Origin of the sequence: Arthrobacter sp. efr-133-R2A-63 (genome assembly GCF_030209795.1) — a bacterium.
Lineage (GTDB): Bacteria > Actinomycetota > Actinomycetes > Actinomycetales > Micrococcaceae > Arthrobacter > Arthrobacter bambusae_A.
Map to the genome: position 1 here is coordinate 1 of NZ_JARVRG010000006.1, position 17,704 is coordinate 17,704.

At 65.0% G+C, this 17,704-nt stretch carries 14 protein-coding genes; 5 read left to right on the forward strand and 9 right to left on the reverse strand.

The genetic code is table 11. The features are described 5' to 3' along the window. Window positions 1–77: 77 nt before the first annotated feature. The 6 genes from QRN45_RS03175 to acs all read right to left on the reverse strand — a co-directional run bounded on the left by QRN45_RS03175 (window position 78) and on the right by acs (window position 8,432). Window positions 78–857, reverse strand: coding sequence for a DeoR/GlpR family DNA-binding transcription regulator (locus QRN45_RS03175; protein WP_241709277.1), 780 nt, complete (start codon window positions 855–857; stop codon window positions 78–80). 29 nt (window positions 858–886) lie between these two features. Continuing rightward, window positions 887–2,941, reverse strand: coding sequence for a beta-galactosidase (locus QRN45_RS03180; RefSeq protein WP_284762417.1), 2,055 nt, complete (start codon window positions 2,939–2,941; stop codon window positions 887–889). A gap of 6 nt (window positions 2,942–2,947) precedes the next feature. After that, on the reverse strand, window positions 2,948–3,859 hold the full coding sequence (locus QRN45_RS03185; protein WP_241709279.1) for a carbohydrate ABC transporter permease: 912 nt from the start codon (window positions 3,857–3,859) through the stop codon (window positions 2,948–2,950). Next, complete coding sequence (locus tag QRN45_RS03190) at window positions 3,856–4,860, reverse strand: carbohydrate ABC transporter permease (RefSeq protein ID WP_241709280.1); 1,005 nt, start codon at window positions 4,858–4,860, stop codon at window positions 3,856–3,858. The genes QRN45_RS03185 and QRN45_RS03190 overlap by 4 nt, the downstream gene beginning before the upstream one ends. A 14-nt stretch (window positions 4,861–4,874) precedes the next feature. Continuing rightward, window positions 4,875–6,191, reverse strand: coding sequence for an ABC transporter substrate-binding protein (locus QRN45_RS03195; protein WP_241709281.1), 1,317 nt, complete (start codon window positions 6,189–6,191; stop codon window positions 4,875–4,877). Between the two features lie 195 nt (window positions 6,192–6,386). After that, window positions 6,387–8,432, reverse strand: a complete 2,046-nt coding sequence (gene acs / locus QRN45_RS03200) for an acetate--CoA ligase (RefSeq protein ID WP_284762418.1) — start codon at window positions 8,430–8,432, stop codon at window positions 6,387–6,389. Window positions 8,433–8,857: 425 nt separating this feature from the next. Here acs and QRN45_RS03205 point away from each other — a divergent pair, with 425 nt between their 5' ends. From QRN45_RS03205 to QRN45_RS03215, 3 genes are read left to right on the forward strand one after another with little or no spacing between them, the layout of a single operon-like run. Continuing rightward, on the forward strand, window positions 8,858–10,030 hold the full coding sequence (locus QRN45_RS03205; RefSeq protein WP_284762419.1) for an MFS transporter: 1,173 nt from the start codon (window positions 8,858–8,860) through the stop codon (window positions 10,028–10,030). Window positions 10,031–10,041: 11 nt separating this feature from the next. After that, window positions 10,042–10,833, forward strand: a complete 792-nt coding sequence (nth, locus tag QRN45_RS03210) for an endonuclease III (RefSeq protein ID WP_241709284.1) — start codon at window positions 10,042–10,044, stop codon at window positions 10,831–10,833. Next, the gene (locus QRN45_RS03215) at window positions 10,830–11,510 is read left to right on the forward strand and encodes an NUDIX hydrolase (RefSeq protein WP_241709285.1); all 681 of its coding nucleotides are present in this window, start codon (window positions 10,830–10,832) and stop codon (window positions 11,508–11,510) included. Before nth ends, QRN45_RS03215 begins: the two co-directional genes overlap by 4 nt. A 57-nt stretch (window positions 11,511–11,567) precedes the next feature. Here QRN45_RS03215 and QRN45_RS03220 read toward each other — a convergent pair whose 3' ends face one another. From QRN45_RS03220 to QRN45_RS03230, 3 genes are all read right to left on the reverse strand, one after another. After that, a complete protein-coding gene (locus QRN45_RS03220) occupies window positions 11,568–11,768 on the reverse strand; it encodes a YegP family protein (RefSeq protein WP_078107639.1) in 201 nt (66 codons plus the stop codon). 239 nt (window positions 11,769–12,007) lie between these two features. After that, window positions 12,008–12,871, reverse strand: a complete 864-nt coding sequence (locus QRN45_RS03225) for a CHAD domain-containing protein (protein ID WP_284762420.1) — start codon at window positions 12,869–12,871, stop codon at window positions 12,008–12,010. Between the two features lie 44 nt (window positions 12,872–12,915). Further along, window positions 12,916–14,610 (reverse strand): bifunctional 3'-5' exonuclease/DNA polymerase, encoded by a 1,695-nt coding sequence (locus tag QRN45_RS03230; protein WP_284762421.1) that lies wholly within the window; start codon window positions 14,608–14,610, stop codon window positions 12,916–12,918. A 248-nt stretch (window positions 14,611–14,858) separates the two neighbouring features. On the opposite strand from QRN45_RS03230, the gene ssd reads away from it, so the two are divergent. Together ssd and QRN45_RS03240 are read left to right on the forward strand one after the other, a co-directional pair. After that, window positions 14,859–16,082, forward strand: coding sequence for a septum site-determining protein Ssd (gene ssd, locus QRN45_RS03235; RefSeq protein WP_284762422.1), 1,224 nt, complete (start codon window positions 14,859–14,861; stop codon window positions 16,080–16,082). Next, complete coding sequence (locus QRN45_RS03240; protein WP_284762423.1) at window positions 16,079–17,362, forward strand: TadA family conjugal transfer-associated ATPase; 1,284 nt, start codon at window positions 16,079–16,081, stop codon at window positions 17,360–17,362. The genes ssd and QRN45_RS03240 overlap by 4 nt, the downstream gene beginning before the upstream one ends. Window positions 17,363–17,704: the final 342 nt, after the last annotated feature.

Consider the following 17,704-nt stretch of genomic DNA (forward strand, 5'->3'; position numbering starts at 1 on the left):
CCGCCCCGGCGAAAATGGCCGAACCGGACGGGAAGGACCTGCAACCCCTCATATCGTCTAGTTGGGTCTCCCACTGGCTAAGGTGCGGCGATCCGGAGCTTCCCCACGCCGTCGGCGAGGATGCGCCGGGCATCCTCGCCGAGCTGTGAGTCCGTCACAAGCACGTCGGCATCCTCCAGCTGTGCGATCGAGGCGATGCCAACGGTTCCCCACTTGCTGTGATCCGCCAGGACAACCACGTTGCGGGCCGCACTGATGAAGGCCCGGTTGGTTTCGGCTTCCTGCAGGTTCGGCGTGGTGAATCCGGCGTCCGCATCCATGCCGTGGACACCCAGGAACAGGGTGTCCAGGTGCAATTGCTTCAGCGCGGCCGTGGCGATGGGGCCTACCAAAGCGTCCGACGGCGTGCGCTCGCCGCCCGTCACGATGACCGGGAAACCCTCCCGGGAACCTGAGGCGTTGTGGAAGAGATCCGCGATCCTGATGGAGTTCGTCACCACCGTGATCCGCGGGCCTTCCAGCAGTACCTTGGCGAGTTCGTAGGTGGTGGTTCCGGCGCTCAGGCCCACGGCCATCCCCTCATGGACCAAGGTGGCCGCCTCGACCGCGATCGCGTGCTTCTCCTCGATCAACTGGGTGGATTTCAGCTCAAAGCCGGGTTCATGCGTCCGGGCATCGCCGGGTATCTTGGCCCCGCCGTGGATGCGCTCGACGAGTCCGGACTCCTCCAGCGACTCGATGTCGCGCCGAACGGTCATGGCCGAGACTCCCAGCAGTTGCGCGAGATCCGAGACGCGGACAACCCGTTCGCGCTGGACGGCGTCGACAATGGCGGTGTGGCGGGCTGCCTGAAGCATCGGAGCCTTTCTGGAGGGACGGCGGGTGGCTAGGCGGGAGTGGCGACGACGGCGACGCCCCCGGCAGTAAGGTTCAGCGTACCTCCGGTGGGCGTCCCGCTCAGGAGTTCGACGCCGTCGAGCGGCACCTGCGCGTCCTGTGCACTGTGGTTGATGACGAAGGTCCAGTCCTTGGTGCCGTTGCTCCTGCGGACGATTTCCACGTCTTCGGGAGGCCGGACGCCCAGGACCGGCTCCGCCCCGGCGTCCGAGCAAAGGAGCTGGACCAGTTCTGCCAGCCCCTCGCGGCCCAGGCTCGTGGCCACGTAGTAGGCGGCGCCGCGTCCGGTGGAACCCGCCCGGCGGGTCACCGCCGGAGAACCGTCGACGCCGGACCCGCCCGCGGCTGCACCGCCGTCGAACGTGGCAAGAACCTCCGCCCCGGTTGCCTTCCCCAGCTCGCTCCAGACCGTCCCGGCGCCGAAGCGGCTCAAGCCCACGGCATCGCCCGAGCGCAGGGGGAAGAATTCCTCCATGCTCACGCCCAACAGTTCGGAGAAGGCCCCTGGATAACCGCCGCCGTTGACCGGGTCCATCCGGATGTGGTCGTTCTCGTCGACGATTCCGGAGAAATAGGTGATCACGAGGGTTCCGCCGGCTTCGACATATTCGTGGAGCTTCGCGGCGGCCTCGTCCGTGACGAGGTAAAGCATGGGCGCGATCACCAATTTGTAGCCGGAAAGGTCGTCCGTGCTTTGCCGGATGTCGGTGGTGACGCCTGCCCGGTAGAGGGCGTCATGCCAGCGCCGCGTTTCCGGGAGGTTCCGGGCGTCCTCGCTGGGGTGCGAGTCCAGTTCGGTGCCCCAGCGGGCGTCGGTGTCGTGGATGATGCAGGCGTCGGCCTGGACGGTGGAGCCGGCCACCTCGGAAATGCTCCCGAGCGCACGGCCCAGCTCCACCACTTCGCGCCACACTTTGCTGTCGCGGCCGGCATGGGGGACCAATCCGGAGTGGTACTTTTCGGCCCCGGCGCGGGAGGCGCGCCATTGGAAGAACAAGACTCCGTCGGTTCCGCGGGCCACGTGCTGCAGGGAGTTACGCAGCATTTCTCCCGGCGCTTTCGCCACATTGCGGGGTTGCCAGTTGACTGCCGAGGTGGAGTGTTCCATCAGGAGCCAGGGTTTGCCCAGCGCCCACCCACGGGTGAGGTCGGCCGTCATGGCCAGGTCCTGGAAGTTCCGTTCGTCGGCGGCAATCAGGTAATGGTCATTGGACACCACATCCATGTGCCCGGACCAGCGCCAGTAATCAACAGGAGCGTTCAGGCCCATGTTGAAGCCCATGAAATTGGTGGTCACGGGGTGCTTCGAATGCGCCCTGATGATGTCTGCCTCTGCGATGAAGCATTCAAGGAGGGCGTCGGAGGAGAACCTCGCGAAATCCAGTTGCTGCGTGGGGTTCACCCACGTTCCCGAGCGGCGCGGGGGCAGGATCTCGGCCCAGTCGTAGTAATGCTGGGACCAGAAGGCCGTGCCCCAGGCCTCGTTGAGCGCGTCAAGGCTCCCGTATCTGGCCTGGAGCCATTCCTGGAAGCCACGCTCCGCGTGGGGGCCGAAATCCGGCTGGTTGTGGCAGCCGTATTCGTTGTGGACATGCCACATCACGACGGCGGGGTGCCCGGCGTAGCGCTGCACGATCGCCGTCGTCAGGGCTGCTGCCGCCTGGCGATAGTCGGGTGAGCAGGCCGCAAAGGCTTGCCGCGAACCGTAACTTTGCCGCACGCCGTCGGCATCCACCGGGAGCGAATCGGGGTACTTGCGGCTGAACCACGGCGGGGGAGATGCGCTGGCGTTCGCGAGGTCCACACTGATGCCATTGGCGTGGAGCAGGTCCAGGATCCTGTCCAGCCAGCCGAATTCGTACCGGCCTTCTTCGGGCTCCAGAAGCGCCCAACTGAAGATGCCGACACTGACCAGGTTCACTCCCGCTTCCTTCATGAGGGCGACGTCGTGTTTCCAGACCTCTTCGGGCCATTGTTCGGGGTTGTAGTCGCCGCCGAACGCGATGCGGCCGCCCAGCTTGTCGACGATGTAGTCCATTGCCATGCGTTTTTATCCTTTGCTGGAACCGAGCGTGAGACCGGCCACGAATTGGCGCTGCAGCACGAGGTAGATGATCAGGGTGGGTATCACGGTGATGGTGGCGCCAGCCGCCAGCAGGTTGTAGTTGCTGAGGAACTCGCCCTGCAGGTTATTGATGGCGGTGGTGATCGGCAGCCGGTTTCCACTTTGGATGAAGAGCAGCGGCCAGAAGAAGTCGTTGTAGATGAAGATGACTTCCAGGGTTCCGAGCGCCGCGAGTGCGGGGCGGCACAGCGGCAGGATGATGTTCCAGTACTGCCTCCAGATCCCGGCGCCGTCCACCAGGGCGGCCTCGGTCAGGTCGGACGAGAGGGCCTTCATGTAGTTGGAGAGCACGAAAGTGCAGAAACCGATCTGGAACGCCGTGTCCACGGCAATCACCGAGATGTAGGTGTTGAGCAGGTTGCCGGAATCGCTGAAGGAGTAGGGCAGCGTGACATGTTTGAACATCTCGAACAACGGGGCCGCAAGGACCTGCGGGGGCAGCAGGTTGCCGGCCGTGAACATGATCAGGAGGGTGACGTTGAACTTCCAGCTCACCCGGGAGACGGCGAATGCCATCATCGAGGCGAAGAACAAGGTCAGGAGCACCGAGGGCACGGTGATGATCACCGAGTTCAGGAGGTACTTCGAGAATCCGCCTTGGGTCCATGCCGTGATGAAGTTGTCGAAATTGAAGGTGCCGCCAAGGCTGAAGTAGCCGTATTTGTCCGTATCCGCTTTGGGACGCAAGGCTGTGAACAAGGACCAACCCAACGGAATCAGCCACATGATTGCCATGACGGTCAGGAAGATATGGGTCCCGTAGTGGCGCTTGCCGGAATTCCGGCTTGTGCCTGAGGCTGCTGGTGTGCGCGGGATGGGATTGGCGAGGGTGCTCATGCCTTGCTCTCCTTGCCGAAGGTGCGGATGAGGTAGAAGACGATGGGGATCAGCGAGATGACCAGGAGAATCACCGCGAGGGACGAGCCCACTCCGATCACCTGGCCTTCGCCGATCAGGTTCTGGATCACCAGGGCGCTGATCAGTTCAAGGCCGTTGGTCCCTCGGTTGATCACGTACACAATGTCGAAGGCACGGAGCGACTCGATGATCGTGATGACCACGATCACGATGTTCACGGGGCGCATTGCCGGGAAGACGATGCGGAAGAACGTCTGCGCCGCATTGGCGCCGTCGATCGACGCGGCTTCCCGCAGCGAGGGGTCCACGCCCTTGAGCCCGGCCAAATACAGGATCATCACGTAGCCCGCGTGACGCCAGGTGGCCGCAATCATGGCCGCCCAGATATTGACATTGGAATCGCCGAACCAGTCCACGGCCTGAGGCGTGCCCGCCGTGCCCAGGAGGTAGTTCAGGAGTCCGCTGTCCCGGTTGTAGAACAGCTGCCAGATGATGCCGATGAGGGCCAGGGACAACATGACGGGTGTGAAGAAGATGCTCTGGTAGATCTTGCTGCCGCGGATCTTCTGGTCCAGGAGCACGGCCAGCAGCAGGCCAAGGGGTGTCGCGATCAGGGCCAGGAAGACGAGCCACAGGACGTTGTGCTGGATTGCGGGCCAGAACGGGGGATAGTCCTGGACCACATAGCGGTAGTTGTCGGCTCCTGCGGCCTTGATGTCCTTCAGGTCCAGGCCGTTCCAGCGGGTGAAGCTCAGCGCGATGGAGAAGAGCGTGGGCAGCCAGACCAGCAGCAGTTGGATCAGGGTTGGCAGGCCCACCATGATCGCGAGGATGAATTTGTCACGGCGGGTGAGGCGGCGGACTTTGCCCGCTTTGCCGGTCCGCCTGCCGGCGCCGGGCTGGCTTTTGCCGGCCATGGTTCGCCCGGCCGCGCCGGGCTCGCTGTCCGGGGCGGCCGGTTTCTCGGCGGTAGTACTCATGGGGATTCCTTCAGCTACTGGGCTGCGTAAAGGGTCTTGGCCTGCGCTTCAAGGTTCTTGACGTCCACGGTGCCGTCCTTGATGAAGGACTGCAGCGCGGGAATCATCACGTTGTTGGCCATGGCAGGGAGGGCGTCCCGGTCCAGGAATTGGCTGATGTACTTGGCATTGGCGATGGTGTCCGCGCACTTCTTGTTCAGCGGGGTGAACTTCGAGGTGTCGGCGCCCTTGACGGTGGCGATATTGGAGCCGTCCACGGCTGAGTAGGCGTTCTGGCCTTCGGCGGATCCCATGAACGCCAGGAAGTCGTGCGCCGCTTTGTTGTCGCCGCCCTTCTTGGAGAGGAGCAATCCGTCGATGGGGGCTTCGACTGCGTCGGTGCCTTCCACTGCGATTTCCGGGAAGGGGAAGAAATCGATGTCCGCCAGCACAGCGGGATCCGTGAATTGCTGGGTCACGAAGGAACCCAACAGGTACATGCCGGTCTTCTTGGCTTCGAGGGCCTTGGCCGCGTCCTGCCACGTCTGGCCGAGGGCTGCAGGATCCTGGAACGGGAGAAGGGCCTTCCACGTGTCGAAGACGTCGCTGACCTTCTTCTGGTCCCAGCTTTCCTTGTGGGCGGTCAAGTCCACGTGGAATTGGTAGCCATTGAGGCGCATGTTGATGTAGTCGAAGGTGCCCATGGCCGGCCAGCCGTCCTTGTCCGCGAAGCCGATGGGGATGATGCCGTCGGACTTCATCTTGGTGGCCAAGGTCTTCAGCTCATCGAACGTCTTGGGGACTGCGTAGCCCTTTTCTGCCCAGAAGCTCTTCCGGTAGAAGAAGCCCCACGGGTAGTTGTAGTTAGGGACGAGGTACATCTTGCCGTCGGGCCCGGTGGAGGCCTTCTTCATCGCGTCGGAAAAGTTGCTGCCGATCGTTGCCCACACGTCGTCCACGGGAGCCAGGAGGCCCTTGCCCGCGTAGTACTGCATGCGGTAGCCGGCGAACCAAGTGAAGGCATCGTCGGGGCTGCCCTGGAGGTAGGAGTTGATCTTGTTCTGGAAGTCGTTGTGCGGGACGACGTTGGTGGCCACGGTGATGCCGGACTTCTTGGTGAAGGCATCGGTGACGGCTTTGTAGGCGGCCTTGGGAACATCGTCGGAAGAGCCCGAGCCGAAGGTCAGGCTGTTCGAGGAGGCTCCCGGAGCTGGGCCGGATCCGCCGGTGCAAGCGGCCAGCAGCGGAATGCCGGCGAGACCGGCAGCACCGATACCGAGCGTTTTCAGGATGGTGCGGCGTCCAGGGCCAGCATTGTGGGCCGACTGGAACGGGTCAAGATTCGCTGCCATGTTCTCTCCCTTGAAAGCGTGGTGCTTGTGAGTTTTCTCACGTAGAACTCGACTATAACCGCTCAAAAGAGAACATGAAAGAACTAAATATAACATTCTTGCGACAGCGGGTTTTAAGACAAAAGCGGCGGTCCTCGTGGGAGAGGACCGCCGCTTTTGCTTCCGGGCTCGGCGCCGGGTGGTTCGGCGCAGTGCCTACTTCTTCAGGGACTCGGCGATCTGGGCCATGATCGTCGGATCGGAGAGGGTGGTGGCGTCGCCGGCTTCGCGGCCTTCTGCGACGTCCTTGAGGAGGCGGCGCATGATCTTCCCGGACCTGGTTTTGGGCAGTTCGGGTACCACGAGGATGTGCCTGGGCTTGGCGATGGGGCCGATTTCCTTGCCTACGTGGTTGCGGAGCTCGGCGACGGTGGAGTCGCCGCTGTCCTGTCCCGACGGGGCGGACTCACGCAGGATCACGAACGCGACGACGGCTTGGCCGGTGGTTTCGTCGGAGGCTCCGACGACGGCGGCTTCGGCCACCCAGGGGTGCGAGACGAGGGCGGACTCGATTTCAGTGGTGGAGAGCCGGTGTCCGGAGACGTTCATCACGTCATCCACCCGGCCCAGGAGCCACACGTCGCCGTCGTCGTCCTTCTTGGCCCCGTCGCCGGCGAAGTACATGCCCTCGAAGCGGGACCAGTAGGTGTCCTTGAACCGTTCCGGATCGCCCCAGATGCCGCGCAGCATTGCGGGCCACGGTTCGCGGACCACGAGGTAGCCGCCGTGCCCGTCCGGGACGGACTCGCCCGCTTCGTCCACGACGTCGATCGCGATGCCCGGCAGCGGGACTTGCGCGGAGCCCGGCTTGGTCGCGGTCACGCCCGGCAGGGGCGCGATCATCTGGGCGCCGGTTTCGGTCTGCCACCAGGTGTCCACGATCGGGGCGGGGTGTTCCTTCTTTTCGCCGTTCTTGCCGGCGTTGCCGCCGATGACGTCCCGGTACCACATCCAGGCCTCGGGGTTGATGGGCTCACCCACCGAGCCCAGGACCCGGATCGAGGACAGGTCGTACTTGCCCGGGATGTCCCGGCCCCACTTCATGAACGTCCGGATCGCCGTCGGGGCGGTGTAGAGGATGGAGACCTTGTACTTTTCCACGATTTCCCACCAGCGGCCCTGGTGCGGGGAGTCCGGGGTGCCTTCGTACATGACCTGGGTAGCGCCGTTGACCAGCGGTGCGTAGGCGACGTACGAGTGGCCGGTGACCCATCCGACGTCGGCGGTGCACCAGAACACATCCGTCTCGGGGTGCAGGTCGAAGACAGCCTTGTGGGTGTACGCGGTCTGGGTGAGGTAGCCGCCGGTGGTGTGCAGGATGCCCTTGGGCTTGCCCGTGGTCCCGGACGTGTAGAGGATGAACAGCGGGTGTTCGGCGTCATGCCCGACGGCGGTGTGCTCGCCGGAGGCGGCGCCGACCGTGTCCTCCCACCACTGGTCCCTACCCTCGTGCCAGTCCACCGGCTCGCCGTTGCGCTTGACCACCACGACGTTCCGGACCGAGTGGCCTTCTTTGGCGAGGGCCTGGTCCACGGCCGGCTTGAGCGGGCTGCGCTTGCCGCGCCGGTAGGTGCCGTCGGCGGTGACCACGAGCTTGGCCTCGGCGTCATCGATCCTGGAGCGCAAGGCATCGGCGGAGAAGCCGCCGAACACCACCGAGTGCACGGCCCCGATCCGGGCGCAGGCCAGCATCGTGATCACGGCTTCGGGGATCATCGGAAGGTACACGGCCACCCGGTCACCCTTGGCCACGCCGAGGGACTCGAAGGCGTTCGCGGCCTTCTTCACCTCGTCGGTGAGCTGGGCGTAGGTGTAGGAACGGGTGTCGCCGGGTTCGCCTTCGAAGTGGATGGCCACCCGGTCCCCGAGCCCGTTCTCGACGTGCCGGTCCAGGGCGTTGTATGCGGCGTTGACCTGTCCGCCGACGAACCACTTCGCGAACGGCGGGTTGGACCAGTCCAGGGCTTTGGTGAAGTCCGTGTCCCAGTCCAGAAGTTCCCGGGCCTGCTTCGCCCAGAACGCGGGACGGTCCGCACTCGCTTCCTCATAGACTTCGGCCCGGACTACCGCGTTGGCCGCGAAGTCAGGGGTGGGTGCGAACTTCCGGTTTTCGCGGAGAAGGTTTTCGAGGGCATCGCCGTTGCCTGCCTCGTCGGATCCGGTTGCAGCGGTGGTCGTCGATCCATTGGCGTCCTGGGACATGTGAACCTCTTCATTCATCGATCTCTGCCGCGCGGGTGTCCCGTGGCGAGGCCGACCCAATCGCGCCAAAAGTGCACGGCGTTGGGCTGCGGCGCCTCACGGGATTCCGCAAAGAGCTTTTCCGGAACCCACCTTAGCGTTTTGAGGCCACAACAAGTGTCTGCGGTCACATTCTGGACCGTGCGGGACATCGGATCCGCGCCGAACGGCGCCGAAGGCTCCAGGCCGGGCTCCCAACGCGGGCCAATATTACGGTGCGGCATCCCAGCCTCCGTCCCGCGCCAACTAGTGGACTGTCAGACGGGTGGCATAGGCTGAAGAAGTCTCGAGACGCGAAACTTGCCGCCCGGTCCGGCCCGGAAAATACCGGGTGCAGCCTTGGGCGGCAGCGTCCGGAACACCGCCGTACTAAGGAGATTTTGCACATGAACCAGACGAGCCAAGGTCCGAAAAGCGGTGCGCAAGCGCCCGGATCGGCCCCTGATGCAGCTGCTGGATCCGGGGCGCCGGTGCCCGGCAGCTTGACCTCCCCGAAGTACCAGGCCGTCCTGGGTCCGTTCACTATCCGGGACGTGACCGTTTTCGGTTCCGCCTTGCTCATGTTTGTGGGGTCCCTCCTGCCGATGTTTGGCGGGCGCTACAACCTGTGGAACTTGAACAACCTTTTCTTTCTGGCTCTGGGCGTCCTTCTTCCCCTGGTTGTTGCCGCTTTGTTCGTTTCCCGGCGCCTGCAGCCGGGGAACGTTGTGCGAATCGGTTCCCTTTCTACTGACCAGTTCGCTTCCGTCGTGGCGTCGTTCGCCCTGACCCTGTTCTTCCTGTCCGCGGCAGGCGCGTTCACCGTGTTCGTGCTCGTCGGACTCATCGGCTCGGCAGGTCTTCTGGCTGCGACGGTCCTGGCTCCCCATTTGCCGCTCCTCCGCGACGACTTCAAGGACCGGGCCGAACAGCCCGCCCACGTTGTGGCCCGCGAATCGGCCATTCCAACGCGCAAGCCTGCCGTGCCGAAGCCGGCTAAGCCTGAACCGGCCAAGCCTGAACCGGCACCTGCCGGCCTGGCACCCGTTGAGGTCCCGGCCGTTGCACCCGCCGAGCCCGCCGCCACCGAGGCGGCCGCCGTCGTGCGCCCAGAGCCCGCCGCCACGGAGGCCGCCGCCGTCGTGCGCCCGGAACCTGCCGAGCCCGCAGTTGCCGACGGCGGGCGGGATGCGCAGGCGTCCGCGCCCGAGGAACCCAAGCACCTGCCCGCTGCCACCATGGCGACGCCGATTGTCGGTGGCGCAGAGACCGGAGCCGGGGCTGCCACCCAGTACATCGGCACGGTCGATCAGCCCCGGAAACACGAGCCCATCGGCGCCACCGTTGATCCGGCCGCGCGAAGGGACGAATCCGAACACGACGCCCGGTACGAGGCATTCTGGTTCGCCGTGGCCCATCCCCGCGTCGTTGTCGACGAGCACACAGGAATCCCTGCCTTCACCATCGAACCGGGCGCGTGGGTATTGGCCCTCGAAGACCGCGGCCAGGAATTCCTCGTACAGGATACTGACGGCAAAGTGGGCGTTCTGCGCGACCTCAGCCACATCGAACGCGGCTAGCCAGGCCGGCCGTGGACACCGTCGTCGAAACCCCGCTGGCTTTGAAGCGGCGTGCGCGCAAAATCAACAAGGCGCTTGCTGAGCTTTATCCCTACGCCCACGCTGAGCTTGATTTCCGGAACCCGTTCGAGCTGGTCGTGGCTACGGTGCTGTCCGCCCAGACCACCGATGTGCTGGTCAACCAGGTAACGAAAATCCTGTTCGCACGCTATCCGGATGCCCGGAGCATGGCCGAGGCCGAGATTGCCGAGCTGGAAGCGATCCTGCAGCCCACCGGTTTCTTCCGTGCCAAGGCGAAGAACGTCCTTGCGCTCAGCACACGCTTGGTGGACGAGTTCGACGGCGAGGTTCCCGGACGGCTGGAAGATCTGGTGACGCTTCCCGGCGTCGGTCGCAAAACGGCGAACGTGGTGCTCGGCAACGCCTTCGGGGTTCCCGGAATCACTGTGGACACGCATTTCGGCAGGCTGGCGCGCAGGTTTGGCTGGACGGCGTCCGAGGATCCGGTGAAGATCGAGTTCGATGTCGCGGAGCTGTTCGAGCCCAGGGACTGGACCATGCTGTCCCACCGCGTCGTTTTCCATGGCCGGAGGGTTTGCCATGCGCGCCGGCCAGCGTGCGGAGCGTGTGCGGTGGCCAATTGGTGCCCGAGTTACGGCGAAGGCGAAAAGGATCCCGTCGAAGCCGCCAAGTTGCTCAAGTACGAACTGGCCCCGGGCAACGAAGCGCTTCTCGCGAAGCTGCTTGCCGAGACGCATCGCGCGGCGGAGATTCGGATGGAATCGCAAAGGAGACCTGCATGACCGCGCTCGAGGATCTCGTCAGCCTGATCACCAGGATTGATTCCGGCCTCCATCCTGGCCCGGATCCGCGGATTGCAGCTGCAACTGTCGATCCGGACAAGGCTCGGAAAGCGGCCGTGCTCATGCTCTTCGGCGTCCTGGACGACGTCCCCGCCCAATCCGGGAAGCCCGTGGCCCCGGCGGATCTGGACGTCTTGCTCCTGGAACGCGCCCACACCCTGGACGACCATCCGGGACAGGTGGCGTTCCCGGGCGGCAGCATCGACCCCGGCGATGAGTCGGCCGTGGCGGCGGCCCTCAGGGAAGCGGTGGAGGAGACCGGACTGGACAGCGGAGGCGTGCAGGTGCTCGGTGTCATGCCGGAACTTGGCCTGATCCGCAGCAATTTTGTGGTCACCCCGGTCCTGGCGTGGTGGGCGTCGCCCTCGCCCGTGAGGGTGGTGGACTACGGCGAGTCCGCCCAAGTGTTCCGAGTTCCGGTGCGCGATCTGCTCGATCCCGACAACCGATACACCGGAACGCTGACGAGGCTCGGCAGGACTTTCTCGAGCCCGGTGTTCCAAGTCAACGGAGTCGTGGTCTGGGGATTCACCGGGATGGTGCTCAGCGGCCTGTTTGACGCCTTGGGCTGGACTGTTCCGTGGGACCCGGAGCGCCTGCTCGAAATCGAGATCTAGTCTCCCGCCGTAGCAGGCAGGACGCCGAGTGGGGGCTCCGACCGCTGCGCCGGGGGGCTATGCCGCGCGTCGGGCTGTCTTGGAGTGATCCACAACGATGCCCGTGGCGGCATTCTCCCGAACGGCGTTGATGCCGGCCACTACGGCCTTCAGGTGTTTGAACCGCGGCGATTCCGCTACCAGGGTTCCATCGGCAGCCGTCAGCCGAAACCGGTAACCGTCCTCGCCGTCTTTGAGAATCTCGAATCGTCCAGCCATCGTTGCTGTTCCCCCTTGGATACTGCCTCGCATAGTGATCCGCACAGCACAGTGACCTGCGCAGCGGGTGCGTCTTTGCACTGTGGCACTTCTCACGTCGAACGCCACAAGGCGAGACTATCGAGAACAAAGGGGAGTGCTGAAGTTACTTTGGGGTACATTACTTGCCCGGGTCATGCCGGGTTCGTTTCCGCCATATGACTCGCTTTCGGGACCACCTGCGGTTATGGTTCCGGGCTTCAAAAGGTCAGGGCACGCCTTGGCGCCGGCACCGGATACTCGGCGATCGCCATGCGGAACTCTTCCTCTGCGTTGAGCCGCCGCCGGACCTCCATCGATTCCAGCCTTTGGGCGTCTTCAGCGTCAATTCCCGGGCTTTTTGCCAGTTCCCTGATCCATTCGCCGGCCACGACGGCGTCATGCTGCTCGCCCAACAACCGCTGCAGACCGATGGCGGGCTGAATCACCCCTGAGGCGTGATGGCTGAAGGCGTCCGCGACTGCTTCCGCCGAGTAGCGGAGGCACTTGACGTCCTTGCGCGCCTGGTGGAGTGCTGCGTTGCGCACCTGCGCGTCGCTGTTGCCTGCCTGTTCCGCGAGGCTCTGCTGCAACCGCTCCCACCGGGCCTGGAGGCGCTCCGCGAGGTCCGCCGTCGGGTGCTTGTATTCCCTTGCCGTGGGCACTTCCAACAGCGCCGCCCTTGCGGCCCTCACGGTGCGTTTGCTGCGCTTGCGCCCGCCAAGGGAAGCAGCCAGCCGTGCGCTGGACGCTTCCAGTTCCTCCACGGCCAGGCGCACGGTCCCGGGGCTCTTCCACGAGTCCTTTGTGTCCAGGGACAGCCGTATTCTCTGTGCAAGGACATAGGCGTCCCTGGACTCGCCGAGCGACGTTGCGAGCCAACTGACTTCCCCCCGGGCCGTCCGGGGGAGACGAGGGATCATGCCGCGATAGCAGCTGAGCACTGAACGGAGCCGGCGAAGGGCAAGCCTGGCGTTGTGTACGGCCTCCGGGTCGGCCGCTGCGATCAGCGGCAATTGTCCTTCCAGCTCTGTAAGTTGGAAGGCGATGTATGCAGCCAGCGGTGCCTGGCCTTTGTGTCCCACGGGGCAATCGTCCTCTGCTGCTGCGCCCGGGGCAATAGCGCCGATTACTTCGCTTTGTCGTAGGAATCGACGACGGCAACACTCACCGGAAATTCGACCGGAACCCGCCCGAACAGCAGTTCCTTCGCTGCGGCCGCGGCCTCTTCGATGGCCTTGATGCACGCTTCCACCGACTCCGTAGGCGCGTGGACCATGACCTCGTCATGCAGGAAGAACACGAGTTCCCCGGCAGGCAGGCCGCAGGCACGTGCGGTGCGCAGCCGCCGTCGAAGTTCGGCAAGCCAGCACGACGCCCAGTCCGCCGCGGAACCTTGCACCACGAAGTTCCTCGTGAAACGTCCCCGCGAGCGCGCGATGCTGTCCGCGCGCCGCTGCTCTTCCGCCGTCGTGGATTGCTGGCTGCGGACCCAGCGTTCCGACGGCGGCGGGCTGCTGCGTCCCAATCTTGAGGTCACGGTGCGGCCGCCTTCGCCGTCGCGGGCTGCCTGTTCGACGAAGCCGACTGCCCGGGGATACGTCCGGGTCAGCTGTGGCATGAGGCGTCCGGATTCGCCCGTGGTAGCGCCGTAAATTGCACCGAGCAGGGCGATCTTGGCCTTCGAGCGGTCGCCACCGAAACCCTGGGCGGCTATACCGGCGTACAAGTCCTTGTCCCGTGCGGCCTCGGCCATTTTCGAGTCCTGAGCAAGCGCCACCAGAACCCGGGGCTCGAGCTGGGAGGCGTCTGCGACGATCAATTTGTGGCCCGGGTCGGCGTGAACCGCACCCCGGATCTGGCGCGGAATCTGCAATGCCCCGCCGCCCCGGGACGCCCAACGACCGGAAACCACGCCCCCCACGACGTACTCGGGCCGGAACCGCCCTTCGCTCACCCAGGCGTCCAGCCATGACCAGCCGTTGGCAGCGAACAAGCGGGAGAGCTTCTTGTACTCCAGCAGCGGCTCGATGGCCGGATGCTTCGATTCCTTGAGCTCCCACTGGCGGGTGGTTTTTACTTCGATGCCGTTCCGGTGCAGGGCACGCATGAGGTCCTGCGGTGAATCCGGATTCAACTTCGGGGACTGGAGAATCCCGCGAAGCTCGTTGCAGAGCGCCTCCAGCCTGGCTGGCCGGTGCCCGGCGGGAGGCCGGGGACCCAGGTGGCGTTCAAGGATCTCTTCGTGCAGCGTCTCCTGCCACGGCACGCCCGTGAACTGCATTTCTGCGGCGATCATGGCGCCGGCGGATTCGGCCGCCAGCAGCAGTTTCAGTCGGTGCTGCCGGCCTTCTTCCTTGGAGCCCTGGCCGAGCGCATGTTGCTGGGCCGCGAATTCGGCACGGATCTCGTTCAGGCCTGGCTGGGTGCTGCGCGGGACCAGGTCGTCGAACAGCGCGTCCTGATCGGCGGGTGGCGGGGGTGGCTGGAGGATGCGCGGCGGAACCGGCATTTCGTCGTCTTGCGTGAGCTTTTCCGCGCTGCGGGCATAGTCCGTGTGGGCCGTGAACTCGGAGTGGACCAGGATGGCGCGGCAGAGTGTGAGGTCGTGGCAGCGCTCCAGTTCCACCCCGGCCTGGAGCATCGCCGGGTACCAATCCTGGGTCCGGTTCCAGACCCAGCGCGGACGACTTTTCTCCAACACGCTGACGACGTCGGCCAGATCGGCCTTTCGCACGACGCGCGGCTCTGTGACGGCTACTCCGGCCGCATCGCTTTCCTGAATGGCTGCGCCGTCTGGATGGGCGGCGAGCAGCAGGTACATGCTGACAATTCTGCCTTGTGATTCCGTGGAACCCTGCACTTTGCGGACAGTTGCCGTCCGCGATACTTCCGCCAGCGATACTTCTGTCCGGGGTGATGCCGTCCGCGGTGGAGGGGTTCGCGGTGGTGCGGTTCGCGGTGGTGCGGTTCGAACGAGGACTCCTCGTCCACAGGCGTTGTTGCCGTTGCTTATCCACATAGGCCGATACGGGCCTTCACTGCCCGCGGCGAAACGGAGAGAGTGGCTTCATGAGCGGGCAACATCTGGAGCGGAACAACGGCACCAATCGCGGCTCGTCGGTGCTTCAACGCCGCGGCCCCGGATCCGGTGGATCCGGGGGTCGCGCCCGATCCGGGGGATCCGGTCCACCGCCAGGGCCGGAGCAAGGCCCGGCGCCTGGCCCGTCTCATGGAGAGCCGTGGGTTCCTGCCGATTCCAGCGAAGTCCTTCTCGTGACAGGAAACGTCCGGCTTCAAGCTGAAACCGAAAGGATCGCTGCCGCTGTCGGTGCGAGTCTCCGGACAGTCGTCGATTTATCGGCCGCGCTGCCCATGTGGGACACCGCGGGAATGGTGCTTCTCGGCAGCGACGTCCGCGAGCTTCCGCCCCGTCGTCGTGCGCCTTCAGTCTTGCTGGGCCTCGACGGTGAAGGGGATTCTTTGTGGCAATTGGGGGCGGCGCTGGGGGCCGAACGCGTGGCAGTCTTGCCGGAAGCGGCAGCCTGGTTGGCCGAGCACCTCGGCCGGTCCCCTGACCCGGACCCCGGAGGATTGTTGCTCGGGGTGACAGGAGGGTGCGGCGGTGCGGGCGCGTCCACGGCTGCGGTGTGGCTGGCTCAGGAAGCGGCGGTCCATGGAATACGGACGCTGCTGGTCGATGGCGATCCCCGGGGAGGGGGGCTTGAGCTTTACCTGGCTGCCGAAGATGCGCCGGGACTGCGCTGGCCCGATCTTGCAGGTGCCAGCGGGAGCATCGGCACCGGGCAGCTAAGCGACTCCCTGCCTATAGCCGGAGGATTCTCCTTCTTGTCTTGGCCAGGCAGTCGCGACCGTTTCCTGGACGTGGAGCCCGGCGCTGTCGTGGCTGTCCTCGATGCGGCGAGACGCGGATTTGAATTGGTCATTGTCGACATCGGTCGCGGAACAGAATCGCTTGGCTGCTTCGCCTGGGAGTGCGACAGGATCCTTATGGTGGCACCGGCTCAACTCCGCGCAGCAGTCGCCGCTGCCAAGCTTCTCCAGGATCTGCCGCCTGTTGACACAGCCTTGGTGATCCGTGGAACGGCCGGTTCGGCCTTGGACGGACCCCTCGTAGCCGATTCGCTGGGTCTGCCCCTTAACGGCGTGCTTCCCGAACTCCGCGGTACGGCCGCGGCGGCGGAGCTCGGACGCCTTCTGGAATTCGGCAAACGGAAGGCCGTGCGTCGCTTTGCGGAATCCGTCCTTCACCTACTCGACGACGGAGCAGCATGAGTGCTTCTGCCTTCCCCAGCGGCGGGCGCTGGCGCAATACCAGGCTCTTGGACGCCGCGTTGCTTGAAACCGTGCGGGAAACCGTCATGGCCGACGCCGGACCGGTCACTCCGTCGCGAGTGGCCGCGGCCGTCCATGCGACGGGCCGGCTCCTCGGAACCGCAGGGGCGCTTGCCGCCGTTGAATCGATCAGCGCCGAATTGAGCGGACTTGGACCTCTCCAACAGCTTGCCCGCGATGCCTCAGTGACGGACATCTTCGTGAATGGCCCGGACTCGGTGTGGTTCGATCGCGGTAAGGGGCTGGAACGGGCCCACGTGCATTTCGACGGTGAACCCCAGATCCGTGCCTTGGCATCCCGGCTGGTGGCGGCCGGTGGGCGTCGTTTGGACGACGGTTCGCCCTGCGTTGACGTCCGTCTCGTCGGTGGATACCGGGTGCACGCCGTACTGCCTCCGATTTCCACTGAGGGAACTTTGTTGTCCGTGCGGATCCGGCGCGAGGAGGTCTTCTCCATGGACGAGCTGCGTACGGGAGGCATGTTCGCAGCACCGGTCCAACAGGTGCTGCACGCGATGGTTGACCGCAGGTTGAGCTTCCTGATCAGCGGTGCCACGGGTTCCGGGAAGACCACGTTGCTGTCCACGATGCTCGGCTTGAGCAGCCCGCATGATCGGCTTGTCCTGATTGAAGACGCTTCCGAGCTGAATCCCGTGCACCCGCACGTGGTTTCCCTTGAATCGAGGCACGGAAACCTTGAAGGCGGGGGCGCACTCGACCTCGGCGAACTCGTTCGGCAGGCGCTGCGGATGCGGCCGGACCGGTTGGTCGTGGGCGAGTGCCGCGGCGCTGAAGTACGTGAGCTGTTGACGGCACTCAATACCGGCCACACAGGCGGCGGTGGCACCATCCACGCAAACACTGCCGCAGCAGTCCCTGCCAGGCTCGTGGCGTTGGGCGCGCTCGCAGGCTTGAGCCGGGAAGCCGTTCAACTGCAGCTTTCAACGGCATTGGATGCAGTAGTCCACGTCGAGCGGACGCCTGCCGGCCGGCGAGTTTCCTGTATTGGGGTGCTGTCGGAAAACGGGTCCGCCCCATCCGTGGTGCCTGCTGTTGAGCTGCGGGCGGGTGCTGCTGTTCCCGGTCCTGCGTGGCGCGATTTCGCGGCTCGCCTTGGCCTGGATCCCGGGCTCCTGCTTGCTTCCCAAGGACCGAATCCCCGCCCGGATCACCTGGGGGCGGCGCATCTTGGAGTGGATCACCTTGGAGGCGCCGCGTGAGCGGATTCCTGGTTCTCGTCCTGGCGGCCGCTTCTTGGGTGACCTTCCAACCGTCTTGGCGGCTTGGCAGACGGGTCCTGCGCGCTCTACCCCATGCTCCCTCGGTTGTGGCTGGGCCCAGGCCCGCGACGCGCACGCCCCGAGGACAGTCTCGCCCGGACACGTTGTCGCTCACGGTACTCGTGCAGCAGTTGGCCGCACTCCTCCGGGGAGGCCGTTCGACGTCGAGGTTCTGGGAGGAACTCTGGATGGTTCATGGGGACAGGGGCCACCGCACTGGCTCGGGCGACCCCGGGGGTTTCAATGCGCGAGGAAAGGCGCGAGGAAAGGACCCGGGACTAC

Excerpts from the sequence above, each read along its gene's own strand:
- QRN45_RS03175 (WP_241709277.1), bottom strand. The coding sequence starts at position 857 with ATGCTTCAGGCAGCCCGCCACACCGCCATTGTCGACGCCGTCCAGCGC.
- QRN45_RS03180 (WP_284762417.1), bottom strand. The coding sequence starts at position 2,941 with ATGGCAATGGACTACATCGTCGACAAGCTGGGCGGCCGCATCGCGTTC.
- QRN45_RS03185 (WP_241709279.1), bottom strand. The coding sequence starts at position 3,859 with ATGAGCACCCTCGCCAATCCCATCCCGCGCACACCAGCAGCCTCAGGC.
- QRN45_RS03190 (WP_241709280.1), bottom strand. The coding sequence starts at position 4,860 with ATGAGTACTACCGCCGAGAAACCGGCCGCCCCGGACAGCGAGCCCGGC.
- QRN45_RS03195 (WP_241709281.1), bottom strand. The coding sequence starts at position 6,191 with ATGGCAGCGAATCTTGACCCGTTCCAGTCGGCCCACAATGCTGGCCCT.
- acs (WP_284762418.1), bottom strand. The coding sequence starts at position 8,432 with ATGTCCCAGGACGCCAATGGATCGACGACCACCGCTGCAACCGGATCC.
- QRN45_RS03205 (WP_284762419.1), top strand. The coding sequence starts at position 8,858 with ATGAACCAGACGAGCCAAGGTCCGAAAAGCGGTGCGCAAGCGCCCGGA.
- QRN45_RS03215 (WP_241709285.1), top strand. The coding sequence starts at position 10,830 with ATGACCGCGCTCGAGGATCTCGTCAGCCTGATCACCAGGATTGATTCC.
- QRN45_RS03220 (WP_078107639.1), bottom strand. The coding sequence starts at position 11,768 with ATGGCTGGACGATTCGAGATTCTCAAAGACGGCGAGGACGGTTACCGG.
- QRN45_RS03230 (WP_284762421.1), bottom strand. The coding sequence starts at position 14,610 with ATGTACCTGCTGCTCGCCGCCCATCCAGACGGCGCAGCCATTCAGGAA.
- ssd (WP_284762422.1), top strand. The coding sequence starts at position 14,859 with ATGAGCGGGCAACATCTGGAGCGGAACAACGGCACCAATCGCGGCTCG.
- QRN45_RS03240 (WP_284762423.1), top strand. The coding sequence starts at position 16,079 with ATGAGTGCTTCTGCCTTCCCCAGCGGCGGGCGCTGGCGCAATACCAGG.